Genomic DNA, 25,524 nt, shown 5'->3' with positions numbered 1-25,524 from the left:
CAATGTCATAGGTCGGAGCAAGTACGTCTACAATCTTTCCTTTGCCTTCGTCGCCCCACTGCAGACCTATTAAAATGTCAACTGCCATTTAAGTATTTAATATGTTGATTCCTTTAAGAATTGCGCTGCGAAGTCATCGTTCTCAGCAATTGTAAAAATCGCGTTTAGCTTAGTTACTATCAATAGTTTTCGGATATGGTCAGATGGCTTTATCAGCACCAGCTCTCCTCCGCGGTTCCGGAACTTTGTAAGTAACGAAACCAGCACTCCCATACCACTACTATCCATAAACCGCACATTCGACAGATCCACGGCGCAAAGCAACACATTTCCTTCCTGCATATCATCCACGCTGTCTATCATTTGTTGCGTGTCTGCGCCTGCAATCAGGTCGCCCTCCAGCCGAATATAAAGGATATTATCCTTGAGCTCTGTCTGATACTTCATGTTTAAGTTCCTCTGTCACTTTTCTAGCACGGCAATCGCCGCAGATACCATATAGATTCAGGGAGTGATGCAAGATATGAAAATTTAACAGTTCACCCACCAAACTTTGAATCTGATGCACACGCGGGTCGCAAAACTCCACCACCTTGTGGCATTCAGTACATATTACGTGGTCGTGCTGGCGGTATCCGTACGACTTCTCATACTGTGCCAGGTTACGACCAAACTGGTGCTTGCTCACCAGGTCGTTCTCTACCAGCAGGTCCAGTGTGTTATAGACAGTGGCTCTACTTACGCGGTAGTTTTTGTTTTTCATGCTGATGTAGAGCGATTCCACATCAAAGTGCCCGTCGCTGGAGTAGATCTCCTCCAGAATAGCGTAACGCTCTGGTGTTTTACGTAGGCCTTTGCTTTCTAAGTATGCAGTGAAGATCTTTTTTACTTCTTCGAACTTCTTTTTATCTAATGCCATTTCTCTTCTATTAGTATACAAGCTCCTCTTAATCGAAACGCTCCACGGAGAGAATTCCGTTCACCTTGCTCATGCGCTGGATAAGCTTGTCGAGGTGCCCTGTGTTGTTAACAAAAACCATGATGTTCCCCTCAAAGATACCGTCGTTAGAATCGATGGTGATGGAACGCATGTTTACTTTTAAGCTGGTGGAGATAACCTTGGTCAAATCATTTACCAGACCAACACGGTCAGTTCCTTTGATGCGGATACCAGCCAGGAATGCCAGCTCCTTCTGCTCTGTCCACTTCGCTTTTATAATGCGGTTGCCGTAGTTCGACATTAGCTCAATGCCGCGCTTGCAGTTTGTTCGGTGTATCTCGATGCCGTCTTCCTCTGTCTGGAAACCAAACACATCGTCGCCCGGGATTGGGTTGCAGCACTTAGACATCTTGTAGTCCCAATTGTCTGTACTCTCCCCTATCACCAACATATCCGAAGTTACCCCTCTTATCTTCTGTACTTCCCTGTCGAAGCTCTTCGGGTCAAGCATAGAAGCGACCTTATCAGCGGCAGCTGTAAAGATAACCTCTTTGATGTTTTTTATATCGATATGTCCGGTAGCTATTCTATAATAAAGATCCTGTAAGGTCGCTACATTGAAGAAAGCCTGCAGCTTGTTTAAGTTCTGCTGATTATCAGCTACACCTATATACTGCATTCTTGCCTCCAGCATTGCCTTACCCTGCTCAGCCTTATTCTTACGCTCCTCCCGCAACGCATCTTTAATGCGTGTACGAGCCTTCGAAGTAACCACATACTGCAGCCACTCTTCGTTTGGCTTCTGCTTTTGCGAAGTCAGGATTTCGACCTGGTCTCCGTTCTTCAGCTTATAGCTAAGTGGCACCAGCTTCTGGTTTACCTTAGCACCAAGGCAATGCAAACCAATCTGGGAGTGAATTTCGAAAGCGAAGTCCAGCGCCGTAGATTTATCTGGAAGTATAATGAGTTCTCCTTTCGGCGTAAACACAAACACCTCCTCTACAAACAGGTTCTTGCGGAACTCGTCCATGAACTCCAGTGCGTTGGCGGTGTTGTTCTCCAGCATATCGCGCACCTTGTTAATCCACTGCTCCAAGCCAGACTCTGCCGAAGCTGCTCCTTCTGTTTTATACTTCCAGTGAGCTGCGTAGCCTCGCTCAGCAATCTCATCCATTCGGCGGGTACGTATCTGCACCTCTACCCACTGCCCCGATTTACTCATGACAGTTGTGTGCAGCGACTCGTATCCGTTCGCCTTAGGTGTATTTACCCAGTCGCGCAGGCGGTCCGGGTTAGGCTGGTAAAAGTCTGTTATAATAGAGTACACCTGCCAGCAGGCCGCCTTCTCGTTCTCCAGCGGCACATCCAGAATGATCCTGATAGCAAACAGGTCGTAGATCTCATCAAAGGTTATGTTTTGCTTCTTTATCTTTTTAAGGATAGAGTAGATTGACTTGGGCCTGCCTTTGATGTTAAACTTAAAGCCATACTTCCGAAGCTCATCCTCAATAGGGTGTATAAAGTCTTTAATAAATTTATTTCGGGCACTGCGTGTCTGCCTTACCTTTCGGGATATATCTTTATAAGTGTCGGTGTCGGTATACTTAAGGTACAGGTCCTCCAGCTCCGACTTGATGGCATACAAACCCAGGCGGTGCGCCAGAGGTGCATACAGGTACATTGTTTCGGAAGCAATCTTGAGCTGCTTGTGGCGCGGCATACTGCCCAAGGTACGCATGTTATGCAGGCGATCGGCCAGCTTTATAAGTATAACGCGTACATCATCACTCAGGGTAAGCAGCATCTTACGGAAGTTCTCCGCCTGCTGTGAAGTACCGTAATCAAAAACACCGGAGATCTTGGTAAGCCCTTCAATGATCTTAGCCACACTAGGCCCAAACTCACGCTCGATGTCTGCAGTCTCCAACTCAGTATCCTCTACTACATCGTGTAGCAGGGCTGCCACAATGGAAGTAGTACCCAAACCAATCTCCTCTACCGCGATCTGAGCTACAGCCAGCGGGTGCAGGATATAAGGCTCACCAGACTTGCGGCGCATATCTTTGTGTGCCTCCAGCGAGGTATTAAATGCCTTCTTGATGATTTTGGCATCGTTGTCCTTTAAGAAAGGCTTAGCATGCCGTAGTAACCTCCTGTAGTGCCTGAGTATCTCTTTGCGTTCTGCTTCTAAATCGATCATGTTTTACAACTATGATGTAGGGTGCTGCCAGTTTAGTAGCCCACACTATAAGTATAAATAAGCTGGCTGCGTTATAAGTTTCAAATATAACTGATTATAATATGCAACCAATAAATGCCAGTATTGAAAGCTTTTAGGAGGGGTTATATATGCAGATCGAAAAATATTTAAGAAATTTTTGAAAGAGGTATTGCATTTAAAAAAACGTTGCTTACCTTTGCAACACTAAAACAAACAAGCACACTCAAGCGGATGTGGCGAAATTGGTAGACGCACTAGACTTAGGATCTAGCGCTGCGAGGCATGGGGGTTCGAGTCCCTCCATCCGCACAAACATTACGAACCCTCAACAGCCATTGTTGGGGGTTTGTTTTTAGTAGATATTTCTAAAATCTAAATTTTTATAAGCCTTGAATATTACATTAAACCAAACCGACAGCACCAATGCGCAACTGAAGGTGGTACTGGAAGAGGCGGACTACGCACAGAAAGTAGACCAGCAGGTAAAAGAATTCAGCAAAAAAGCTCAGATTAAAGGCTTCAGACCTGGTAAAGTACCTGCAGGGCTTGTAAAGAAGATGTATGGAAAGAGCATCCTAGTGGAGCAAATCAACAAAACGCTTCAGGAGGAAATCTCTAAGTATATCCGTGAAAACGATGTAAAATTACTGGGAGAGCCACTTCCAGAGAATGACCAGCCAGAAATTGACTGGGATAACCAAAAGACATTTGAGTTTACCTACCAGGTAGGCTTACTGCCAGAAATCAACCTTCCTCTTGATAAAAGCGTAGAGGGCTTCAAAGTTGAACTGGACAAGAAAACAATTGACGAGGCTTACGAAAACCTGAAGCGCCAGTTTGGTAAGACAATCAACCCGGAAACATCTGAGCAAGGTGACTTCATCTCTGGTGAGTTGAAGCAGGTAGATGGTGAGTTCCAGTCTAAGACGCTGATCCCTACTAGCCGTGTGGTAGAAGGCCAGGATAAGTTTGTTGGTGTTAAGGCTGACGACGTAATCCGTTTCGATATCCGCAAGACTTTCGGCGACGACAACGCTGCTTTGGCACACGTAACTGGCCTGAGCAAAGAGGCTGTGGCTGACCTGAACGGTGAGTTTGAATTCATCGTTGAAAAGATCAACCGTACAGAGCCTGCTGAGCTAAACCAAGAACTTTTCGATAAGCTTTTCGGTAAAGACGAAGTAAAAACAGAAGAGGAGTTTGACGCTAAGATCCGCGAGACTATCCTGGAGAACTATGAGCGTGAGGCTGACAACCTTCTGTACCGTAATATCATCGATACACTGGTTGACAACGTAGAAGTAGAATTACCTACAGAATTCTTCAAGCGTTGGATCCAGGTGACAAACGAAGGCAAGCTTACTGCTGAGCAAATTGAGGAAAACTTCGATCAGTATGTGCGCGAGCTGAAGTGGTCAATGATCAAGAACAAGGTTGTTGAGGAGAACGAGCTGAAAGTGACAAATGAGGAAGTAGTGGAAGCTACTAAAGAGAAGATGCTTGCCCAGTTCAACATGCCGGAGGTACCTGAAGAACTGATGGAAAGCATGAACAACTATGCTCAGCAGTATCTGCAGCAGGACAACGGCCGTAACTACATCAACGAGTACGAGCAACTGCTGGCCGAGAAGGTGCTCGCTAAACTTAAAGAGAAGATGACTGTTGTGGAGAAGACTATCACATCAGAGGACTTCAGAAATATGTCGTTCTAAGCAGAACGCACATACATAACTTTATAAAAAAGTCCTTCGATATTAGAAGGACTTTTTTATTTTTGAGAAAACCGTAAACCTAAACAACATGATGTTTAACAAAGACGAGTTCCGCAAATTTGCTGTAAAAGGCCAGGGCATGAGCAGCCTGGGCGTAGACCAATATATTAACCATGTAGAGGGCAGAGCCATGCACACAATCGAAAGCATGACGCGCTCCGTAATTGAAGAAAGACCTACTAACTTCCGTGAAATTGACGTGTTCTCACGCCTTATCATGGACCGGATCATTTTCCTGGGTACGCAGGTTGATGACTTTATCGCTAACATCATTACAGCCCAGCTACTGTTCCTGGAGTCGGCGGATGCCAAGAAAGACATTCTGCTATACATCAACAGCCCGGGTGGCTCAGTGTATGCCGGTCTTGGTATTTATGACACTATGCAATATGTAAGCCCTGACGTTGCTACAATCTGTACTGGCTTGGCAGCTTCCATGGGTGCTGTACTATTAGCAGGTGGCGCTAAGAACAAGCGCTCTGCCCTACCGCATGCCCGTATCATGATTCACCAGCCAATGGGTGGTGCGCAAGGTCAGGCTTCTGATATCGAAATCACAGCGCGTGAAATCCTGAAGCTGAAGAAAGAACTGTATGAAATCCTTGCTGACCATTCTGGCAAATCATACCAGGAAGTATACGACAACTCTGACCGTGACTACTGGATGCGTGCCGAAGAAGCCAAGGAGTATGGCCTGATCGACGAGGTACTAACCCGTAAGGTATCATAAATCTAAAATATAATTTATAGTATATAAAACCCCGCACCGACACCCGATGCGGGGTTTTATTTTGCACACTTTGCACTTAGAAGGGATGGTTTTAGAACCAGACTTAGCATTAAAACGTAGCTTTAGTAAAAAATTTATCCACATACCACTGTGCAAATCTCTACAATGCAACTATCTAGTGGTCAGCATTATACATAAAAATAGAAAAATACTTATCTTAAAATTTATACCTGTGTTTGAACGGCATTCAAGCGTTTGGATCGAATTTTTTCTACTTGTATAAGTATTCAATTTTGTACCTTTGCTTTACGCATTTGAAAAAGATGCGTAAACTACTCTGGATCAATCGTTTCTTATGGCAGAAATTACTTGCTCATTTTGCGGCAAAAACAAGAAGGATGTATCGGTGATGATATCCGGTATCAACGCGCACATTTGTGATCGTTGTATCGGTCAGGCACAGCAGATTTTGAATGAGGAGAACAAGATACGCGCAAGCAGTAGAACTCCGAAGTTCAACCTGATGAAGCCTAAAGAAATGAAAACCTACCTTGATCAGTTCGTGGTAGGTCAGGATGAGGCCAAAAAGGTAATGTCGGTAGCGGTATATAACCACTATAAGCGACTGATGCAGCAGCCAACTGAGGATGATGTGGTGATTGAAAAGTCTAACATCATAATGGTAGGTGAAACAGGTACGGGTAAAACTTACCTGGCTCGTATGATGGCTGGTATCCTGCAGGTGCCATTTTGTATTGCCGATGCTACTGTACTAACCGAGGCTGGTTATGTGGGCGAGGACGTGGAAAGTATACTTACGCGCCTACTGCAGGCAGCTGACTATAACGTAGAGGCAGCTGAGCGTGGCATTGTTTACATCGACGAGATCGACAAGATTGCCCGTAAGAGCGACAACCCATCAATCACTCGTGATGTGAGCGGTGAGGGTGTACAACAGGCTCTGCTAAAACTTTTAGAAGGTACTACTGTAAACGTTCCGCCACAAGGTGGGCGTAAGCACCCTGAACAAAAGATGATTACTGTAAACACGGAGAACATCCTGTTTATTTGTGGTGGTGCCTTTGTTGGCATTGATAGAATTATCAAAAACAGACTGAACACCCGTCCTATTGGTTTCTCCAAGTCTAAAATGGATGAGGCGGAAGAGAAAGAGAACTTCCTGAAGTACATGACGGCACAAGACCTGAAGAACTTCGGTCTGATTCCGGAACTGATAGGTCGTTTACCGGTAGCTACACACCTGAACCCGCTGGATAAAGAGACTCTGCGTCTGATCCTGCTGGAGCCAAAGAACTCTATAGTGAAGCAGTACAAGCGCCTGTTTGAGATGGAAAACATCAACCTCTCTTTTGATGAGAGTGCGCTGGAGTACATTGTGGAGAAAGCTGCAGAGTATAAGCTTGGTGCACGTGGTCTTCGCTCTATCTGCGAAGGTATCATGACAGATGCCATGTTTGAGCTTCCATCAGAAGAAGGAACCAAAGAACTGGTTATCACCGGTGATTATGCCCGCGAAAAATTTGAGAAGTCCAGCCTGAAGCAACTGAAGGTAGCATAAGGCAATAAAACAATTATACAAAAAAGGGAGCCCCATTCAGGCTCCCTTTTTTGTTGTACATGCTCTAGTGATAAAACTACAAAGCACTATAATGAATCAGCATTCAATTCTTCTGCTAAAGAGTTTTCTGTAGAAGTAGCACATTTCAGCTGTATGGATATTATCAAACCTGAAAGTCCTAAGGCAATCAGTGGTGGTCTCTTATAAACTTTACGTAAGTTAGAATTTAGATATAGGAGACTTCCCTGCCAGTGCTTCAATCTGTAGAAGGTACAGTACCATACGGGATGTTAGTATAGCCAGAAACTAACCACTATGATACTATGTGGTGAATGTTAGAGGGAAAGGAACTATGCGGCCTTTAAACCTTTTCTGCCTTTAGATAACCCACCATCAGCTGGGCAGCACGTTCCGCTGTTCTGAACTCTCCGATCTTTTTTCTTACGAGTGCATACCCCTCCTGCTGCTTCTGCATAAAATGCTTATCAAACAGCACCCGCTTTAGCTCAGCCACAATCTGCTTAGCCGTAAAATCATCCTGAATAAGCTCGGTTACCACAGGTTTATCAGCAATAAGATTTACCAGCGAGATATAAGGTACCTTGATTACCATCTTACCAATGGTGTAGGAGATAGCACTAGTCTTATAACAAACTACTTGCGGAACCCCAAACAGAGCAGTTTCCAGGGTTGCTGTACCTGATGTTACAAGCGCAGCTTTGGAATGCGACAGCAAGTCGTAAGTCTGGTCGTAAACTATCTTAATGTTGGAGTCTTTATTATACTGCTCGTAATACTCTTTAGAGAAGTTGCTAACGCCTGCCACTACAAACTGAAAATCCCGGAAGTTAGGTAGAACACTAAGCATGACATGCAGCATGTTCTCGATCTCTTGCCTGCGGCTGCCCGGCAGTATAGCAATGATGGGCTTGTTGTTGTAGAGTTTGTTTCTTGTCCTGAAATCGGCAGAAGGTACATGATCTGTCACAGAGTCATTCACAGGGTTGCCCACATAATCTACTTTGTAGTCGAACCTGCCGTAGAAATCCTCCTCAAAAGGCATGATGACGAACATACGGTCCACCACTTTTTTAATTCCGTGCACACGCCCCTGGTTCCAAGCCCAGACTTTGGGAGAAATGTAGTAAAATACTTTTAGCCCCTGCTTTTTGGCGAAACGGGCAATACGCATATTAAAGCCAGCATAGTCTACCAATATTACTACATCTGGTTGATACTGCTTTATATCTGCTTTTGCCTCACTTAGAAAACCAAGGATCTTGCGCAGGCTTTTAAAAACTTCGGCGAATCCCATAAACGCCATCTCCTGGTAATGACGCACCAGATCCATACCGGCATTTTGCATCATATCACCGCCCCAGCCTCTGATCTGTGCTTCCGGATCTTGCTTACGGAGCTGTTTGATGAGGTTAGATGCGTGCAGGTCGCCGGATCGCTCTCCGGCTATGATGTAATATTTCATGGTGTGGGTTCTTTTGGAGCTGGTCAAGTATGGAACGCCGCTGATCCCTTGTTTATTCTCCGAAGTACTCTACATAGTTGCGCGGGGTTTCGTACAGCTTCAGGCTGTGCAAACTCGCGTTGTTATTGGAGATCTCCTTTACGCGTGGCTCCAGAATTTTCCAGAACTCCACGATCAGGTTCTCTGTGCTGGCCAGCTTATCCTCCATAAAAGCAACATCCAGGTTCAGGTTCTTGTGGTCAACCTTAGCAATGATGTGCGTACGAATAAGAGTACTGAGTTTTTTCAGGTCGATCACAAAACCTGTGTCCGGATCAGGCATTCCTTTCACCGTCACGATCAGCTCGTAATTGTGCCCATGCCAGTTAGTGTTGGCACATGGCCCGAAAACCTCCTTGTTCTTTGCCAACGACCAGTTCGGGTTGAATAGCTTATGAGCTGCATTGAAGTGCTCTAACCTGCTAACGTAAATCATTTATCCTTTAAAATTGTAATTCTTTTTGAACAGCAAATATACAAAGAAAGGAACACCAAAGAACGAAGTAATAATTCCTATTGGCAGTCCGGCAGGCGGATAAATTATTCTGGAAAGCAAATCGCACAAGAGCATGAAGAGACCTCCTATAAAGGCACATAAAAGTAGGTTAGAGCGGCCTGTTGCTCCCAGTAAACCTCGTGTAACATGCGGTATGATCAGTCCTACAAAACCTATGGGGCCGGAAGTGGCCACAGCGAAGCCTGTTACCACCGATACCGTTCCCAGTATAACCCAGCGGGTCTGCGCTACTTGTATACCTAGTGCCTGTGCCCGCTCTTCGCCCAGCAAAAGTATGTTCAGCTGCTTTTGGTAGAATGCAAACAGCAACAATGCCCCTAACAGAGCTGCCGCCGGATATGGCACCATGTCCCAGCTGGCTCGCTCAAAGCTCCCCATCGACCAGAACACGACAGATCTCAGCTTCCCCTCCGAGTCGGAAAGGAAAGTGAGCAGGCCCACAAGGGCAGTTACCAGAGAACTAAGGGCAATACCAGCTAACAGTAACTGAGCAGGGATGATCTGTCTTTTTCTGTACCCGAGCATCACAACCACCAACGTTACCAAAAAAGCACCTGCCAAAGCAAACACCGGTGGCAAGTAAACTCCGGCCACTGCTATAGGTACAAAGCCAAAGAAAACGATGACAGCTCCTAAAGAAGCGCCCGAGGCTGTACCCAGCAGATAGGGATCAGCCAGGCCATTGTTAACCATAGCCTGCATGAGGTAACCACAAAAAGCTAAGGAGGCACCTACTACCAAAGCAAGTATAAGCCGGGGCAGACGCAGATGAAGTATGGCAAAGTGAGTAGTGTTGGAAGAGTCATAGTTAAACAGCGCATTAAAGATGGCTGCCGTGTCGGTATCGAAAGAACCTACCTGAAGCCCCAGTACCCCTACCATCAAAATCAACAGTAGAGCAAGTATAAAGTATAAGCTGCGCCGCAACATCATGGGTACAGGAAGCCCTCCAGTTCCCGCAACGACTCCACCACCCTTGGGCTAGGCCGCGACATCAGGTTATCTGTTGGTTCGTAAATGCGGTTATTTTGGTAAGCCTCTATCCTGCGGAGCTCTGGGTATAAGTTGAAGAACTTTTCCTCAAGCTCCTCTTTTGTTCCACCTAATAAAACAGATGGGTTAAGCTTTAGAATATACTCGCGGGTAAGCGCAGGATATGGCTGCTCGAATACTTCTTTCACAGCATTCTCGGCACCAAGTATGTGGAGCTTATCTGTAAAGATCGTGTTCTGCCCATGCACATAAATTGGATCGGTCCAGGTGATAGCTAATACCTGCTGCGGAGCATTTTGCTGTTGATGCCGCTGATTTATCTGTGCTACTTCCTGACGTAGCGAATCAGTGAGCTGCTTAGCCTGTTGCTCACGACCCATAATTCGGCCAATGTCTTCCAATCCAGTAAAAATATCCTCTACAGACCTATACTTCTGGTAATACACCGGTACACCTAACTGCTGTAAGCGCTCTGCCACCTCCAGTGGAGTGATGCCTTCCACGGTGAAAACAAGATCTGGTTTAAGCGCCAGCACCTGCTCATAATCAACCGGGTAGTTATTTACTACTGGCTTCTCGAGAGCAGCGGCAGGGTAATCGCAATTTGGGGTGCGGGCAACAATGGTACTGGTGTCGAGAACGGCAAAGAGCATCTCTGTCATGGAAGAGGCAAAGGAGAACACCCGTTCAGGCTTTTGCTGCAGCTTCAGTTCACGCCCCAGGTCGTCTTTTAGTATCAGTTCTTCCTCCTGCGTTTGTTTCTCTTGCTCATTGCAAGACAACAGGAGCAGGCAAAGTAGGGTATGTAGTATAAGTCTGGCTTGTCTCAAGGTATAGTTGGGTTGGCGCAGGTGGCTCAGTTTATTTTCGTAAATTTAACGCAATTTTAGATACAGGCTTAACAAAGAAACATGATAGTAGTAACAGGTGCCGCTGGTTTCATCGCCAGCTGCCTCGTAAGCAGGCTGAACCAGGACAATTTCAATGATATAGTGGTGGTGGATAATTTTTCCGTTGCCAAGAAGGAAGATAACCTGAAAGGGAAGAAAATAAAGGAGTTCGTAGACCGCGATAACTTCTTTGAGTGGCTGGATGAGCACTATGAGGATGTCGAGTTTATCTTCCACCTGGGCGCCCGCACCGACACTACCGAGTTCAACAAGGACGTGTTCGACCTGCTGAACCTGAATTACTCCAAGCAAATGTGGAACGCCTGTGCTGAATACCAGATTCCGCTGGTGTACGCTTCTTCGGCTGCCACTTATGGCTCAGGCACCTTGGGCTACGACGATAATGAAGCCACCATTCCGTTGCTAAAACCGCTCAACCCTTACGGCGAGTCTAAAAACGATTTTGATATCTGGGCACTGGAGCAAACAGCCAAGCCTTTCTTTTGGGCAGGACTGAAATTCTTTAACGTATATGGCCCTAACGAGTATCATAAGGGTAAAATGGCTTCCGTTATTTTCCATGCCTATAACCAGATAAAGGATCATGGCAGCATGAAGCTGTTCCGCTCGCACAATCCTGATTATGCAGATGGTGAGCAGATGCGCGATTTTGTCTATGTAAAGGATGTGGTGGATGTATGTATGTTCCTGATGCATCACCGCAAGAACTCTGGCATCTATAATCTTGGCTCCGGCCAGGCCCGTACCTTCATGGCGCTGGCGCTAAATACCTTCGAAGCCATGGGCATAGAGCCAAATATTGACTTTATGGATACCCCGGAGAACCTGCGCGCCAACTACCAGTACTTCACGGAGGCCAACATGAGCAAGTTGCGCTCTATCGGGTATGATAAGCCATTTTATACTCTTGAGGAAGGCGTGAATGATTATGTACAGAATTACCTGATGGAAGAGAAGTATTACTAACATCAGTTCTTTGAATGATAAATTAGATGCTGGATTATGAACACGCTTTCGTAATCCAGCATTTTACTTTAGAGCCTTTTACCTTCTGACTTAGACGTGTGAAAAACCTATTCGCTCTTGCTGTACTTTGTTGTTTCAGCTTTGCGGCAAATGCTCAGGCTCAATCTCCAAGTTACGATAAGGCCCTGGCTGACTCATTAGGTGCTGATGCCTATGGAATGAAATCTTATGTGCTGGCTATACTTAAAACCGGCTCTAACACCACTACCGACAAGCAAAAGCTAAACGAGTATTTCCGTGGGCATATGGAGAACATTGGCAAACTGGCAAAAGAGGGGAAACTGATTGTAGCCGGGCCACTTGGTAAGAACGAAAAGAACTACCGCGGCATTTTTATACTTGATGTAAAGACAGTAGAAGAAGCTCAGAAGCTGGTGGAGACTGACCCAGCTGTAAGGGCCAAGGTTTTTGAGGTGGAACTTTACCCCTGGTATGGTTCAGCTGCGCTTCCGGTATACTTAGAGACGCATAGTAAGATTGAGCAGCAAAAGCCGTAATATGGACAGCACCGTAATTATGGATGACACAAATTTATGATGACTCTTCCGGATAACTTACCGTTATTTGTAAAGGAGTGCTGATGCTCGTTACTCTACCTCTTTGTATACTACTACATCCTCCAAACTTTTGCTAAACAGCCCGGAATGGGTTGCTACATATATCAAGTCATCTACCTTTTTTATAGCAGTAATGTAGTTGCCGGCTAACCCTTCATTCTCTAGTTCTCTTATATAAAAAGAGTTATCTACATCTATCTCAAATATCTGACTTCTGTAGCTTCCTACCAGTAGACTATCACTTACAATATGGTAATTTAGAAATCCTGCGTTATGATTTAACTCACTTACAAAGGTCCAATCTTTACCGTTTGTGGAAGACTTATGAAGCGAACACTTATTGAAGCTTCCGCGATAAGTAATGGCATAATGATTTCCCTTATGCACGAACATAGATTCCAAAGACTCCTCATTAACAAAACCCTCCACTTCTCCTTCTTCCGATACTTTAGTGATGCCACCACCTGTAGATACATAGAAGTAATTCCCTAAAGTTTTAATGTGCTCTACATAAAACCCCTCTGGTAGAAAATCTAGCACCTTCCTTTCGATAACCTTTACCTCATCATTCCCATGCATATTAGGTTCAACTGACAACTTCATTAACAATAGTTTATTTTGAGGAGCACCACTCACAAAGTATGGTACTAGCACAACATTGTTTTCAGATAATCCAAATGGTTCGTTCGTGTAAGACATAACTGAACTAAAACTATTGAATGTAGGGTCTGCCTCCTTCATGTCCATATAAACATCAGTCCACAAAGTTACCGGGTTCTTTAAAGGCTTAGCTAACAGAAAATTACCTCTTCTACCAAGCACTACTTGCCCGTTAAGCGGGAACCTGTGCCTTGTCACATCATCGAACGAATGCACGTAATGCTCTACTCTTTCATTAGGGCCAGCTTGAGAAATAGTAGAGACTAGGCTAATTCCGAGCACATGCAGCTTATCCCCGTCAGCATAAATGTTCGTGATAAACTTTGAGTCGTGCAGAAACTGGTTATGCAATTGCCAGGCAGGGAGAGGGGCAGGCTCTACTTCTTCCATATCCTTTTTGCAGGAAGAAATAAGAAAAGAAAGACATAGTAGGAACAGCAGAATCTTAGAGGGTAAGAAGCATTTCTTCGTTAACATAGCAATTGCGAATGAGGTGACAGTGAATTGAATAGCAACATGATTGGCAACAATACTAATATAGTAATATATTACTGTCAATGTAAGCTTTACCTCCTGTAACCGCAGCCTTAGTATAGATCAACCACTTATCATCTTGATGAATCGGCCACTTTATAACGACAACTGATGTACGTGGCCGCAGATTAGAAGGTATGCTAACTCCTCTAACATAAGGGCAGGATTACTACCTGAATAGCCACTTTACCATGCTACTAGGATACAACCCTTGATAATATTGCAGCTCCTTTTACTTCTTCAATAAGCATCAAGGAAACAAGTAATAGCCTTTTCTTAAGTTTGTTTTCAATTAGCGCTTGGAGCAAAAGTCAATATAAATTATCAAAGGCTACTACTTATTCTCCCTTTAAACTTTAATTAAAACTCACCTTGTTAAGGTAAAAAGCTTTTCCCCATAAGAGAAAAAATTTATACCAATGAGCTTTTGCTGTAGACGAAACGTGTTGCGACTTTAGAAAGTAATGTGTTGTTTTATACATGCCGATTAGCACTTCATACCGCACTATTCTATATCACATACTTGCCTGGGCAGCATTTATTACATATGAAGTGTTACTTGTCGAACTCATCAGTCCGACTACGACTGCTTGGTGGGAATGGACCTGTTGGTATACGCTTAATATTTGTCTGTTTTATTTCTTCGCCCATGTAGTGCTGCAGTATACCGTTAAGCATAAACAACTCCTATTGCTTCCTTTACTCGTTCCAGCAATCGTAGCCGGATACATTACCATTCAGGTTGGTCTGGAAAGCGTTATTAATTTATTTCGCGATGAGCCTGAGTCCTTTAGTATAAACAGGGTGTTTTTACTGCGAGCAACCTGGAGGTGTATCTATTTTCTGGGGTTTAGTACAGCCTATTGGTTTACTCGCCAAACAATCAAGAACACCAAACACATCAATAAAATAGAGCTACAACGCCTGCAGGCCGAACGAGAGAAGGCAGAACTTACCAAAGGACTTGCTCGCTCACAGAATGCATTGCACCAAGCACAGGTTAGTCCCCACCTACTTTTCAACACGCTCAATTTTATTTATAACTCCGTGCAAGATGTGTCTCCCAAGGCATCTAAGGGTGTTTTGCTACTCTCTGAAGTTATGCATTATGCGCTCCAGCGGGTGCAAGAGGACGGCAAAACCGACCTCAAAAATGAGGTGGAGCACATTGAACGATACATTGCCCTTAACCAACTTAGATTCAGCTATCCGCTTCAGTTGCAGATGAAGTGCTGTGGCCAACTGCAAGGCAGAATTCCACCGCTACTTTTGCTCACCTTTGTGGAGAATATTTTCAAACATGGCGACTTAACCGATCCGTCGCAAGCCGCACAAATCCTGGTTTCTAGTATCCAGAATCAACTCTATTTCAGTACTAACAATAAAAAGCGCAAACATCATGCTGCTCGTGGGCATGGCATAGGAATACAGAATGCCAAAACCAGGCTCACCCAATATTACACCGAAAACGACTATACCTTAGCTATACAAGAAGACGATCAGCATCACCGCCTTAGTCTAAAAATTAACCTGACATGACAACTTGCTACGTAGTGGACGATGAGCAGCACGCAATTGATGTACTCTCACGCTATATACAGAACACGCCTGGGCTTAAATTAGTGGGATCGGAAGAGAACCCGCTGCATGCCCTCGACACTATTACCTCGGGCAAAGTATCGGCAGACATTACATTTCTGGATGTAGATATGCCACAGCTTTCAGGTGTAGACCTGGCAGGGCTGATCAACAGTTGTACCACGGTGGTTTTCACGACAGCCTACCCTGATTATGCATTTCAGGCTTTTGAGAAGAATGCAGTAGATTACCTGCTTAAGCCTATCTCTTATGAACGGTTTCTACGTGCTGTAGCAAAGGTGAAGGAATCCTTGAAACCTAAAGCGAAGAAGCAAGAAGATGCCTACTTCTTCATCAAGGCAGATGTGAAAGGAAAATTCGTAAAAGTCAGCATTGAGGATATCGTCTATGTAGAAGCCATGCAAAATTATGTGCGTATTCAAACTTCTTCCGAAAGGCTGACCACCTACTTAAGCATGAAAGAAATTGAGGAGCACCTGCCGACAGCAGACTTCACCAGAGTGCATAAATCTTTTATCGTAAACAATGCTAAAGTAAAATCGGTAGAGGGCAACCAGATTATGTTGTCCAATGAAAACTCTGTATCGCTAGGCCCAAGTTACCGAGCAACATTCCTGGAAATGATCAATGCCAAGCTTTTAAAAAGTAAGCGAATATCTTAAAACAGTACCGACACCTGCGTGCGTCCGGTATGTACAGCTCCTACTCCATTGGCTTTACGGCCGTCGTAGTTAAGCGATATGTTAAGACCGTTGCTCAGGCGCTGTTGCATTATCAAAGACCAGGTCATGTTGTTGCCTGGGCGAAGAGCATTCAGAATCTCATAGCCTACATAAGAGGCCTCATCGCCATCAAAATCAATATTGACGTACTTTATCAAACCCGTTACTGTACGTTTGCCTACCTGGCTCAACTTCGTTTCCAGCCCCAGTTCATGAAAAATTCCCTCCTGCTCTACTTCTGCGGTTTGCAGCACATCCTCTTTTAGAGAATACTGGTACTTGCCCGTAAAGCGTAGCTTGGTGTTTGGCTGGTAAGCCAACTCGGGCGACAGCTCCCGCGCCTGAATTTTGAAGTTCTTGGAGCTAAGGAAGTTCGACTGGTTCTCCCGTACATTATAGCCTAAACTTAGCTGCGAACTTAGCACCTCGTTCAGGTTAAGGCGGCCAATAAGCGCATGACTCAGCACATTACGCGTTTCTGTACCATTGTTAAGCAACTGCTTTTGCTCATTCTGCTGCACAGTATACTCCATACCATACTTAGGGCTGCTGCGGTTAAAGTAAACAGTATGGCGCAGCTGCTTCACCAGCGAGATCAGAAATACATCCTCCACGTCCTCACCAAAAGGATTAAAGCGCTGGCTCAGGTCATTGTCAGTTGTCTTTTTGTTGATGCTGACAAAGCTGAGCATAGAGAAGTTAGACAGTCTTGCCTTTATACCTGGTTCACTTTTCCAGCTACGGGGCGTTGAAGTGGTAAGGCGGTAGGTAAAGGTATTGGTGTAGGCATTCACATACTCATCGGTTGGCAAGTAAATTTTGATGTAGCGACGCTGGTCCACTGTTTGGGCCTCCAGGTAGTCGTTCAGGTTATTCGGGTCTCCTCCTTCACGCAGGTAATGTGTGCCTTGCCCCGGCAGCATTTCCTGAAAAATGTAGATGCGCTTTAGCTCACGACCTGTTCCCGTAGCATAACTCATTTCAGACCGAAAAGCACCCTCCACAAAACTTGCGTTCCAATCTACCCTAGACTGAATTGTTTCCTCATCCTTACCGTTGCGCACATTCAGCTTACGGTAAGTTGCCTGCACTTCCAGCGTTTGATCCTGACTAATGCGACTCTGCAGCAGGGCATTGTATGTCTGCCCCACTTCCTGGTTGCCCATTGTGCCGTTACCTGTCGGGAACCTATCCTTACGGTGGCTGTAATCTACCCTGAACCTTGTTTTGGTAGTGTCGCCGCTCTCCAGGTAAAACAGGTGCTGTTCAAAATATTGCGCTGAGCCAACCACTGAATCTGTATCTAATACATTTATTCGATTTTTATCAAAGCTGTAAGTATAGCCAGGCGACACCTTACCCATTTTATAGGCCACATTCACATCGCCGCGGTACCACTCAGACTCCCGATCCCCCTGTGTGCTGTTCAACATGAAAAAGCGATTGCGAAAGGTAAATTTACCCAACTGCTTATTGGCATCCAGAAAATGCTGCACTCCATTCAGTTGGTCAACACGATAGCGACGGCTAATACGGTAGTTCACAAGGTTTGCAGCATTCTCGGCTGCTCCAACAGAGAAGTTGAAGATATGATCCTCTGCCTTTTTTGTGGTAGTAAGGCTCCAGTCACGGTCAAACTCTATAGGTCTATAACGATCTATGGGCTCAAAATACTCATCCGTATATTCATAGTTCAAAGTACTGTTAAGTTTATACTTGCCCAGGAAGTCCAGCTGCTTATCCTGCACCACATATCCTACCCGTAGTCCTTTGCCTTGATCGTCCTGAGCATTCAAGTCTGAAAAACGGTTCAGGTCATGCTCAGATGCTGCTCCCTCAGCAAAAAAGCTTACCCCCTCCTGTAGCTCGTAGCTACCACCAAAAGTTATAAGCTGCTTTTTACGTGGCGTAGGCAGCACCCGCACTGGAGCATAGCTTCCCTGCTTCACTCCGTTTACAGGAGCCACCCAACGATAAGCCCGGCCATTTACAGCACCGTTGACAGCCACATAGTCACCATTGCCAGGACCTACATTTGTAAAGCTTACACTATAGTGGGCAGCCTCAGGATCGTTAGAGTATTCGTAAATGCGCTCTACATTTTGGCCGTTGTTGTAGACCGTGTCGCGGCGGGCATAAAGCACCTGCCCCGGGTCATAAGCCACACTATCTGCTCCGGAGGAAATTGCCTGATGCAGGCTGTCGCCTATACTTGCCAGCAAGCGCTTCTGCTCTGTATTAAGACTCAGGTTCAGCAGGCTGTTTGGGTTGTCGCTTTCGTTGTAGTAGTTGCCATATAGTTTTAGTTTACCTAGGTTCTGGTAGTGGTTCAGGTGGTAAATTCCTCTGCTATAGTTCTGGTCAGAGTATTCGAAATCTACCCTGATGCGGGAGTTCTTGGTAATGACATGGCGGGTAGTGAAGGTAACCTCTGCTTGGTTATAATCTATCACATAGTCGTAGTCGTAGCCCCGTTGCAGCAGCACCCCATCCAAAAACACCCGTTCCGAGTTAGCTAGTACAATAATGTAAAGCTCGTTGTTAGGCCCTCGTAGGCGGTAAGGTCCTAACACCCCCTCTTGCGGCTGTATAGTTTGTGAGGCAAACTTACCCTTAGACACAGAGGCTGCTACTGTAGTTATGCCCTGCCGATCCTTTTCCTTTCCTGTGATATAACTAAAGGCGCCTCCTTGCACGTTCTTGTAAAACTGCATAAAGTAGGACGGCTTACTTTTCAGGACCACATCACCTGCCGTGAGCTGCCACAGGCGGTGCTGCAGGGTTATGTATACTTTGTCAAACTCCTGTAGCTGCTGCGTATTTCCTTCTGGTTGAAAAGGAATGTTTTGGTCGGTTATGGCAGCTGTTATACTTATATCGTCTGTCAGTTTACCATCCAGCTGCAGGTTAAGAGCCGAGTTAACAAAAACGTTTTGTGTATTACCAAAAGAGATGCCCCGCGAAATGCTACCCGTCTTATTCAGGCCAGGAGTTTGGAATATCTCTTCTTTGGTGCTGATATCTTCCTGAAAAAACCCACCCCTGCTAGAAGTTAACTCCAGCCTAGCAATGTCCCGCTTAGATGCAGGCTTCGTGAGGTTCATGGGCATCACACGAAAGCACACCAATATAGAGTCGCGCAGGGCCTGCACGGTACCTAAGGTGCCAACAGCTATGGAATCAGGAGGAGGAAAGCGGGTGAGCGTAAACTCGTTGGTTGTATAACTGTACTCGTAGCTGAACTGCTCCTTCTTTGGATGAAGGAGTGTAATAGAGCTTGGCATCAGGGTGAGCGTATCCAACTGCTGCGGGAGGTTATTAACAGGTAGCCAGATGCAGCGCTTGTTGTTGAGTGGCACCTGGGCAAACAGCGGGATGCTCAGTAACCACAGCAGCAACAATATACTGAGGCCCCTAGCGCTCATTAGCCAGCGGTAACTGTATAAAGAATGTAGTACCCTGCCCTTCCTCAGTTTCGAACCAGATGCGGCCACCTGCATTTTCAATGCCACGTTTAGCCACGGCAAGCCCAATACCCGACCCTGTATACTTCGTGCTGAAGTTTGGTATAAAGACCTTGCTCTGAATATCTTCCGGAATGCCGCTGCCATTATCTCTGATCGAAATCAACACCGCATGGTGCCCTTGCAGTTCCAGCTTTACCTGTATCTGTGGCTTCCGGCTAGCAGGAACCGCCTGAATGGCATTTAAAAGCAAATTATTGAACGTACGCACCATCAGACTTTCGTCTGCTTTCACAACTATCTCCTCATCCGGAATCTTCTTGGTAAGTATAGCTGAGGCAGGATCATTATGCAAATCTACAGCTTTGTGCAAAGCAGCCGCCACATCCATCGGCTCAGCCTTCGGTTCCGGCATTGAGGTAAAGCTTGAGAACGACGAAGCAATATCGTTCAGTATGTTGATTTGTGTGATGAGTGTATCCGAGATCTTGGCAATAAGCTGCTCTGTATTTGGCCTCTTTTCAGAAATAGCCTTCTGCAGGTATTGGAGCGAAAGCTTCATAGGCGTGAGCGGATTTTTTATCTCGTGCGCCACCTGCCTTGCCATTTCACGCCAGGCTGCCTCCTTCTCTTGCATCGCCAGCTCCTGCTTGTTCTGTTCCAGGGTTAAGAGCATTCGGTTATATTCGCTCACCAGCATACCTATCTCATCTGCCCCCTCGTAAGCCAGCATCTCATTTTTACCAGTTAAGGAGGTACGTTTGAGTTTTTCGGCCAGCATACGCAATGGCACTGTTAGGGCACGCGAGGCAAAGAAGGTCAACACCATAAAGGAAATGAACATCACCGTGAAGATATTCATCGTGGTAGTAATAAGCTCGATTAGCTTCATGTCCAGCTCCTTCTCTGAGTCAAAGAAAGGAATGCCGATAAAACCTGCCAGCTCGGCTGGGTAGTCCTCATCGCGCAGGGGCAGGTAAATGGAGTTGAAGCTAAGGTTACCTGCCTGCTCCTGCAACAGCACCCTTAAGGCCTGTCGCTCCGAAATGGCAGCAAAAGCCTGCGGGTTTACCAGCTTAGAAAGCAGCCCGGCTTCGAAAATTAATGGCTGGCTGGTTACAAGCAACTTCCCATTGCGGTCGTAGACGTTTACATCGGCCTCTGCAATGGCTGCCACCTCAGCTATATTCCGCTGCAGGTTCCGCTGACGCTGCAAAAGTCTTCGGCTTAGTTGTTTAGACAGATGCTCCTGAATGGCCTCTCCTCTCTGCTCATACCGCTGCATCAAATCTTTCTTATATGAGGCCGTAACCAGACCAGCGGTAGCTATACTTACCAGGAGCATTGGTACTAGTATACCAAAGTTAAGGAAGAGCTGAATTTTGGTACTGAAGTTCGGACTGAACTCACGCAGTCTATGGCGCTGAAGTAACAGGTACAGTAAGCCTAAAAGTATTAGTCCTGCTACGAAAACGAGAAACAGGAAAGAGAAATTAGAGAGAACTTGCCGGCTTCCGTACTTATCGGTGGTAATGATGAGTGTTTGTCTGTTTTCGCTACGTACCCCATAATGATGCGAGTCTCCCTGTGGAACACCTTGTCGGTACAGCTCAGGCCGTTCCAAGAGGCTGCGATCAAAATTGGTAGCATAGTCATACTCTCCTTCACTGTGCCGCAATTTATTACCGCTGTAAACGGAGTAACTCAACATTTCGCGCCCAAACGGATTATTATACTTTTGATCAACCAATAGCTCCGGAACTACACTGTTAGGCAGCAGTTTCTTTAGTGTCAACTGCAGGGCAATAGTACCATTCAGTTCATTGCTGATAGGTACTTGTATGAGCTTTAAGTAAGTACGGGCATTAAATCGTGCCGGGTCTTTTAAGAGATAAAGCCCTTTATGTTCTGTTCGGGCCTGAGGCTTGTTAAACTGATGTTTAAGGTCTTGCAAGGTGGCAATCGTAGTATCTGCGCTTTCAAGTGTCTTGCCCTGATCATCAAAGAGCAAAACATTGATCTCGTACTTATCAAAGTAATCGCTCAGGTATTGCCGCGTAATCTTGCGTTTGATGAAAGAGACATCTACATAGGGTCCCATCATCTTCATCTTGATCAGTTCATCATTGGCAATCTCAGTAGCCACTTGATTCAGCTGATACTCTCCCAGTACATCGTTATCCTGTAGAATGTTAAAAGCTAAGTTCTGCTTATAGGTTTTCAGGTCGTTGTGGTAATGGGAGAACTGTGCCATGGCACCTGTTAGAGCACTAACTATCACCACCAGGAAAAAAAGCAAATAGGTACGGTAGGCAAGACTGACCGCATGCTGGTGTTGGGCTGCCAGCACAATAATAGTCCAGAAGATAAAACCTACAAGTACTACCATGAACAGCTCCGTTACAAAAACACCTGTGAAGAGTAGCAGCATTCCTGCTATTAACATCAGCATTTTAAAGGGCCACAGTTTCTGCTCTTTTGGCACCAGCACAGACACAACAGTCGCTAGTATATAAGTAAACATGCATAGCGCCATTGTATGCACCAGCATCACCAGGTACATTACCGTCTTATATCTTGTAAAACTGAGGGAGTGGGTAACATCCAGTACTAGTGGAGTATTGTGGTATATGCTGTAATAGAATTTGAACAGGAGAAGCTGCAGAAAAAAGAAGATCAGCACGCATGCCATTATCAGCGAGCGGCTCTTTTCATGGGGCATCTTGCTTAGCTGCGCCACCACTCGGTTCTTACGAAACAGGTATAATCCAGAACCGGCAACTGCCGCCAGCAACAGAACATTCAGCAACAGGTCACCAACTGATGGTGACCAAAAGGAGGCGGCATAAAGCCTAGGATCAAAAAGCTCTACATCAGCAATACCAAAAGGGAGGTTAAGCCATAAAAGAACGAGGCGCATTCCTCCCAGCAACAGCAGGAGCACCAGTATTCCCTGGCTGTATTTCTGCTGTCTGACATAAGATTTAGTCACAGCAACTGCAAAAAGTATAAATAGCAGCAGCCCCAGTATAAACAAGCCTAATTGTAAGGAAGTGTAGCTTGATGTTTTATGTGCCTGTTCGAAGTTTAGCGCAAACAGGAAACGTCCGTCTCGTGTTCTTACTTGTGGCAATAGTGCTTCCGGGTCGAGTATAAGCTGAAGATTAGCCTGCTCAAATACCTCTTCGTCAAGTTTAGGAGTCAGATAAGCATTTTTTATCCGGTAATCTACCTGTAGTGGTATGTAAACATCAATCTGATAGTGCCTTACCGCTTTTCTTACCACCACAAAGCGTCCGTACTCATTTTCTATAGCTAACGCACCTGTAAAATTTTCTGGCACATCTGGCTGCGGAGCAAACGTGTGGTTAGACCAAAAAACAATGTTACCACCACGGTAGATGAAAACAGGATAATCAGTTTCCTGGAGTAGTTGCGAGAAGGAGACAGTATTATCACTCAATTTAGAAGCCAACTGCTCAGCTTGCGCATTAGCTTTATCTATGCAATGCTGTACACGCAAAGCAATCTTCTCTGCTTCCTTCTGATTATTTTGCGCTGCTGCCCGAGGTGAAAAAACATTGAAGTGTAATACTGCAATGGCAATGAAACACAGCAGCGATGCAAACAAAAAAAGAAAAAGGGTAAGCTTTCGGTTCAAAGTAGCGCAGTTTATTTACTAATGTAAGGAAATCACAAGATAAGCGCTATAGCCTCAATAATCGTGCAAAGATAAATTACTTGGAATTGTATACGCAGCGGGCAGCACATGAAAAATATACTAGACCAATAGCTTTAAATCTGAAAACGTATCTAACTATAAAAGGAGCGGCCCTTAAGATTTCTTAAGGGCCGCTCCTTTTATAGTTATCAAGTAGAACTCTAAGCTTCTTTTTCCTTTTTGCGGTTACTTTTATACCATAAAAAGCCAACTGTACCAATCAAAATGTAAGGCACAATCATCAGGTAAAGTATACCTGTATTCAATCCACTGCCAACTTCACTTTCAGGTGTACGGCTACCTGTACCTACATTAGACTCTACTGTAGCACGGCACATGGCACACTGGCTGTAAGCATCTGTAGTGGCAAACATAAGTATAAAAGCGAATGCAACTACTGAAAGTATTTTGCCCATTTTCTGTCTCATCTCTCCTAATGCTTTGATGAAAAAACTAATTTATGCGTAGTAAGGCGATATCATTAAATAAACCAGTACTCCGGTTACAGCAACATACAACCAGATAGGGAACGTCCATCTAGAAATACGACGGTGGCGCTTCAGTTGATTCGTGATACCAAAGTAAACCGACAATAGCACCAGAGGTACAATAACGACGGCCAACACAATATGTGTGAGCAGAATGAAATAGTAAATATATTTTAAAGGTGCATCTCCCCCATAAACCGTGTGCTGACCCAGAAAGTGGTATGTGACATACGATACTAGAAATAAAGACGAAAGACCAAATGCTACGAGCATCGCCGCACGATGAGCTCTGCTATTGCCACGCTTTACAAACCCATATCCTACAACTAGTGCAATAGCAGTTAAAGAATTAAGGATGGCATGAAAACCTGGCAAATACGAAACATCCACCCCAGGAGTATCCCCCTTGGGCATAAAGAATAAAACAGCTACAACTAGCGGTATAGCAACCGAAAGAAGAGCAATAACCGTAAGAAACTTACGATCCTTTTCGGTTGTCAGGTTACTTTCTCTTACTGTATTCATCAAGCAACACGTTTATTTCTAAAATCAGACGGTCGGCATCCTCAGGGTCTGCACCCTTATATACACCCCTAATATTCTTTTCTTTATCTACCAACACCAGCCGATGGCTATGAGCAATAGTATCTCCTATCATTTCATAGCGTTCGTGAAACCCTTCAGTTACTAATGGGACAACTTCTGATGTATCCCCTATTAATAAAAACCACTTATCACTATTTACTTGATACTCTTGTGCCAGATTTTGCACTGATTGCAGACTATCGCTTAGTGGGTTTACTCCTATAGAAACAAGCTTAACGTCGGGATTGTTCTCGAAAACCTCCTGAACCCTAACTAATTGAGAGAAAACTTTTAAGCAAGAGTCTGTACAAGCAGGGCTAAAGAAACTAGCTATAAAAATACTCTCATCAAGGTCTGACTGCTGTACCGTTACACCTGTATGTGATTCTAGTTCAAAATAAGGCACATACTGAAACACAGTATCTCCTGCCGCATTTAGCACAACCTTGCCAAAATCGTCAAGTTTTGGGTAATAAGTTTTTAGAGAGAAGTGATGTGTTCCGAAGACACTGATAAATATAAAAATAAGAATAGGCACTAATAGAAGGATACCTAATATTAGTGCCTTTACAGGTTTCATCAAGGATGTAACTTATTTGAAGTAATTTGTGATGGACTCGTAGTAATAGCTACCTTCAGCAAGAAGTGCTACCATTAGCCATACAACCAAAGCAAGCGGAATAATAATAGACCAGATCAAAGACTTTGTTTCATGCTTCAAGTGCATAAACTCAGACACGATATAGAATGCTTTGAAAATAGTAAGGATGATGAAGATGGCGTTACGCGCTGTACCAGCATCCATAGTAAATGCAAAAAGGAATTCAAGCGCTGTAAGTCCTACAAGTATACCAAACGTTCTCCAGATAGCCTTTGTCTGTGGCTTTGGAATCTCACCTGTTTGATGAAAATCGTTTTCTGTATGATGATGTGCCATAATCCAGTGTTATGTTTTATACAGTTGCACTATTTCGGTTTACCGT

The 25,524-nt window shown here is 44.9% G+C and carries 22 protein-coding genes and 1 tRNA gene (1 of these 23 only partly in view); 8 read left to right on the top strand and 15 right to left on the bottom strand.

From position 1 onward, the window contains the following. The 4 genes in view from PKOR_RS11160 to PKOR_RS11145 are tightly spaced (at most 28 nt apart) and all read right to left on the bottom strand, a layout consistent with a single transcriptional unit that may run on beyond the window. On the bottom strand, positions 1-88 hold the 5' portion of the coding sequence (locus tag PKOR_RS11160) for an adenylosuccinate synthase (protein WP_046310801.1). 1,196 nt of this gene lie to the left of the window's left edge; only the first 88 of its 1,284 coding nucleotides appear in the window; its start codon is at positions 86-88; the stop codon falls past the left edge of the window. 8 nt (positions 89-96) lie between these two features. After that, complete coding sequence (locus PKOR_RS11155) at positions 97-447, bottom strand: STAS domain-containing protein (protein WP_046310799.1); 351 nt, start codon at positions 445-447, stop codon at positions 97-99. Then, on the bottom strand, positions 419-919 hold the full coding sequence (locus tag PKOR_RS11150; RefSeq protein ID WP_046310798.1) for a Fur family transcriptional regulator: 501 nt from the start codon (positions 917-919) through the stop codon (positions 419-421). Before PKOR_RS11150 ends, PKOR_RS11155 begins: the two co-directional genes overlap by 29 nt. Before the next feature lie 28 nt (positions 920-947). Continuing rightward, positions 948-3,140: a RelA/SpoT family protein gene (locus tag PKOR_RS11145; protein WP_046310796.1), complete on the bottom strand. Its 2,193-nt coding sequence runs from the start codon at positions 3,138-3,140 to the stop codon at positions 948-950. 248 nt (positions 3,141-3,388) lie between these two features. Between PKOR_RS11145 and PKOR_RS11140 the strand changes: the two genes are divergently transcribed. The 4 genes from PKOR_RS11140 (at position 3,389) to clpX (ending at position 7,242) form a co-directional block, all read left to right on the top strand. Beyond that, positions 3,389-3,470 (top strand) — tRNA-Leu (locus PKOR_RS11140). An 80-nt stretch (positions 3,471-3,550) separates the two neighbouring features. Further along, positions 3,551-4,873: a trigger factor gene (gene tig, locus PKOR_RS11135; RefSeq protein WP_046310794.1), complete on the top strand. Its 1,323-nt coding sequence runs from the start codon at positions 3,551-3,553 to the stop codon at positions 4,871-4,873. A 91-nt stretch (positions 4,874-4,964) separates the two neighbouring features. Next, a complete protein-coding gene (locus PKOR_RS11130; protein ID WP_262501870.1) occupies positions 4,965-5,663 on the top strand; it encodes a ClpP family protease in 699 nt (232 codons plus the stop codon). Positions 5,664-6,018: 355 nt separating this feature from the next. Further along, positions 6,019-7,242 carry an ATP-dependent Clp protease ATP-binding subunit ClpX gene (clpX, locus tag PKOR_RS11125; protein ID WP_046310792.1) on the top strand — a complete coding sequence of 408 codons (1,224 nt, stop codon included), beginning with the start codon at positions 6,019-6,021 and terminating at the stop codon, positions 7,240-7,242. A gap of 361 nt (positions 7,243-7,603) precedes the next feature. Here clpX and lpxB read toward each other — a convergent pair whose 3' ends face one another. From lpxB to PKOR_RS11105, 4 genes are read right to left on the bottom strand one after another with little or no spacing between them, the layout of a single operon-like run. Next, positions 7,604-8,725, bottom strand: a complete 1,122-nt coding sequence (gene lpxB / locus PKOR_RS11120) for a lipid-A-disaccharide synthase (protein ID WP_046314381.1) — start codon at positions 8,723-8,725, stop codon at positions 7,604-7,606. Between the two features lie 52 nt (positions 8,726-8,777). Beyond that, positions 8,778-9,200 carry a 6-pyruvoyl trahydropterin synthase family protein gene (locus tag PKOR_RS11115; RefSeq protein WP_046310790.1) on the bottom strand — a complete coding sequence of 141 codons (423 nt, stop codon included), beginning with the start codon at positions 9,198-9,200 and terminating at the stop codon, positions 8,778-8,780. Next, entirely contained in the window at positions 9,201-10,214 is a 1,014-nt protein-coding gene (locus tag PKOR_RS11110; protein WP_235337476.1) for a FecCD family ABC transporter permease, read from the bottom strand. Continuing rightward, the gene (locus PKOR_RS11105; RefSeq protein ID WP_235337474.1) at positions 10,211-11,104 is read right to left on the bottom strand and encodes an ABC transporter substrate-binding protein; all 894 of its coding nucleotides are present in this window, start codon (positions 11,102-11,104) and stop codon (positions 10,211-10,213) included. Before PKOR_RS11105 ends, PKOR_RS11110 begins: the two co-directional genes overlap by 4 nt. Before the next feature lie 81 nt (positions 11,105-11,185). Here PKOR_RS11105 and rfaD point away from each other — a divergent pair, with 81 nt between their 5' ends. Continuing rightward, complete coding sequence (rfaD, locus tag PKOR_RS11100) at positions 11,186-12,151, top strand: ADP-glyceromanno-heptose 6-epimerase (RefSeq protein WP_046310788.1); 966 nt, start codon at positions 11,186-11,188, stop codon at positions 12,149-12,151. A 98-nt stretch (positions 12,152-12,249) separates the two neighbouring features. Beyond that, a complete protein-coding gene (locus tag PKOR_RS11095; RefSeq protein WP_046310787.1) occupies positions 12,250-12,708 on the top strand; it encodes a YciI family protein in 459 nt (152 codons plus the stop codon). Positions 12,709-12,798: 90 nt separating this feature from the next. On the opposite strand, the gene PKOR_RS11090 is transcribed toward PKOR_RS11095, so the two are convergent. After that, positions 12,799-13,818: a hypothetical protein gene (locus tag PKOR_RS11090; protein ID WP_046310785.1), complete on the bottom strand. Its 1,020-nt coding sequence runs from the start codon at positions 13,816-13,818 to the stop codon at positions 12,799-12,801. 624 nt (positions 13,819-14,442) lie between these two features. Between PKOR_RS11090 and PKOR_RS23485 the strand changes: the two genes are divergently transcribed. Both PKOR_RS23485 and PKOR_RS11080 read left to right on the top strand, forming a co-directional pair. After that, on the top strand, positions 14,443-15,501 hold the full coding sequence (locus PKOR_RS23485) for a sensor histidine kinase (protein ID WP_052738816.1): 1,059 nt from the start codon (positions 14,443-14,445) through the stop codon (positions 15,499-15,501). Beyond that, positions 15,498-16,223 (top strand): LytR/AlgR family response regulator transcription factor, encoded by a 726-nt coding sequence (locus tag PKOR_RS11080; RefSeq protein WP_046310783.1) that lies wholly within the window; start codon positions 15,498-15,500, stop codon positions 16,221-16,223. Before PKOR_RS23485 ends, PKOR_RS11080 begins: the two co-directional genes overlap by 4 nt. On the opposite strand, the gene PKOR_RS11075 is transcribed toward PKOR_RS11080, so the two are convergent. From PKOR_RS11075 to PKOR_RS11050, 6 genes are all read right to left on the bottom strand, one after another. Beyond that, on the bottom strand, positions 16,220-19,681 hold the full coding sequence (locus tag PKOR_RS11075) for a hypothetical protein (protein WP_148561670.1): 3,462 nt from the start codon (positions 19,679-19,681) through the stop codon (positions 16,220-16,222). The two genes, PKOR_RS11080 and PKOR_RS11075, sit on opposite strands and share 4 nt — an antisense overlap. 16 nt (positions 19,682-19,697) lie before the next feature. Beyond that, positions 19,698-23,408, bottom strand: coding sequence for a sensor histidine kinase (locus PKOR_RS11070; RefSeq protein WP_235337472.1), 3,711 nt, complete (start codon positions 23,406-23,408; stop codon positions 19,698-19,700). 221 nt (positions 23,409-23,629) lie between these two features. Then, positions 23,630-23,896: a hypothetical protein gene (locus PKOR_RS11065; RefSeq protein ID WP_052738814.1), complete on the bottom strand. Its 267-nt coding sequence runs from the start codon at positions 23,894-23,896 to the stop codon at positions 23,630-23,632. Between the two features lie 30 nt (positions 23,897-23,926). Then, positions 23,927-24,481 carry a DUF420 domain-containing protein gene (locus PKOR_RS11060; protein ID WP_046310780.1) on the bottom strand — a complete coding sequence of 185 codons (555 nt, stop codon included), beginning with the start codon at positions 24,479-24,481 and terminating at the stop codon, positions 23,927-23,929. Continuing rightward, complete coding sequence (locus PKOR_RS11055; RefSeq protein WP_046310779.1) at positions 24,459-25,121, bottom strand: SCO family protein; 663 nt, start codon at positions 25,119-25,121, stop codon at positions 24,459-24,461. Before PKOR_RS11055 ends, PKOR_RS11060 begins: the two co-directional genes overlap by 23 nt. 12 nt (positions 25,122-25,133) lie before the next feature. Then, the gene (locus PKOR_RS11050; protein ID WP_046310777.1) at positions 25,134-25,478 is read right to left on the bottom strand and encodes a cytochrome C oxidase subunit IV family protein; all 345 of its coding nucleotides are present in this window, start codon (positions 25,476-25,478) and stop codon (positions 25,134-25,136) included. Positions 25,479-25,524: the final 46 nt, after the last annotated feature.

Origin of the sequence: Pontibacter korlensis, assembly GCF_000973725.1 — a bacterium.
Lineage (GTDB): Bacteria > Bacteroidota > Bacteroidia > Cytophagales > Hymenobacteraceae > Pontibacter > Pontibacter korlensis.
The sequence above is the reverse complement of the archived record's forward strand: the minus strand, read 5'-3'. Positions and strand labels throughout refer to the sequence as shown.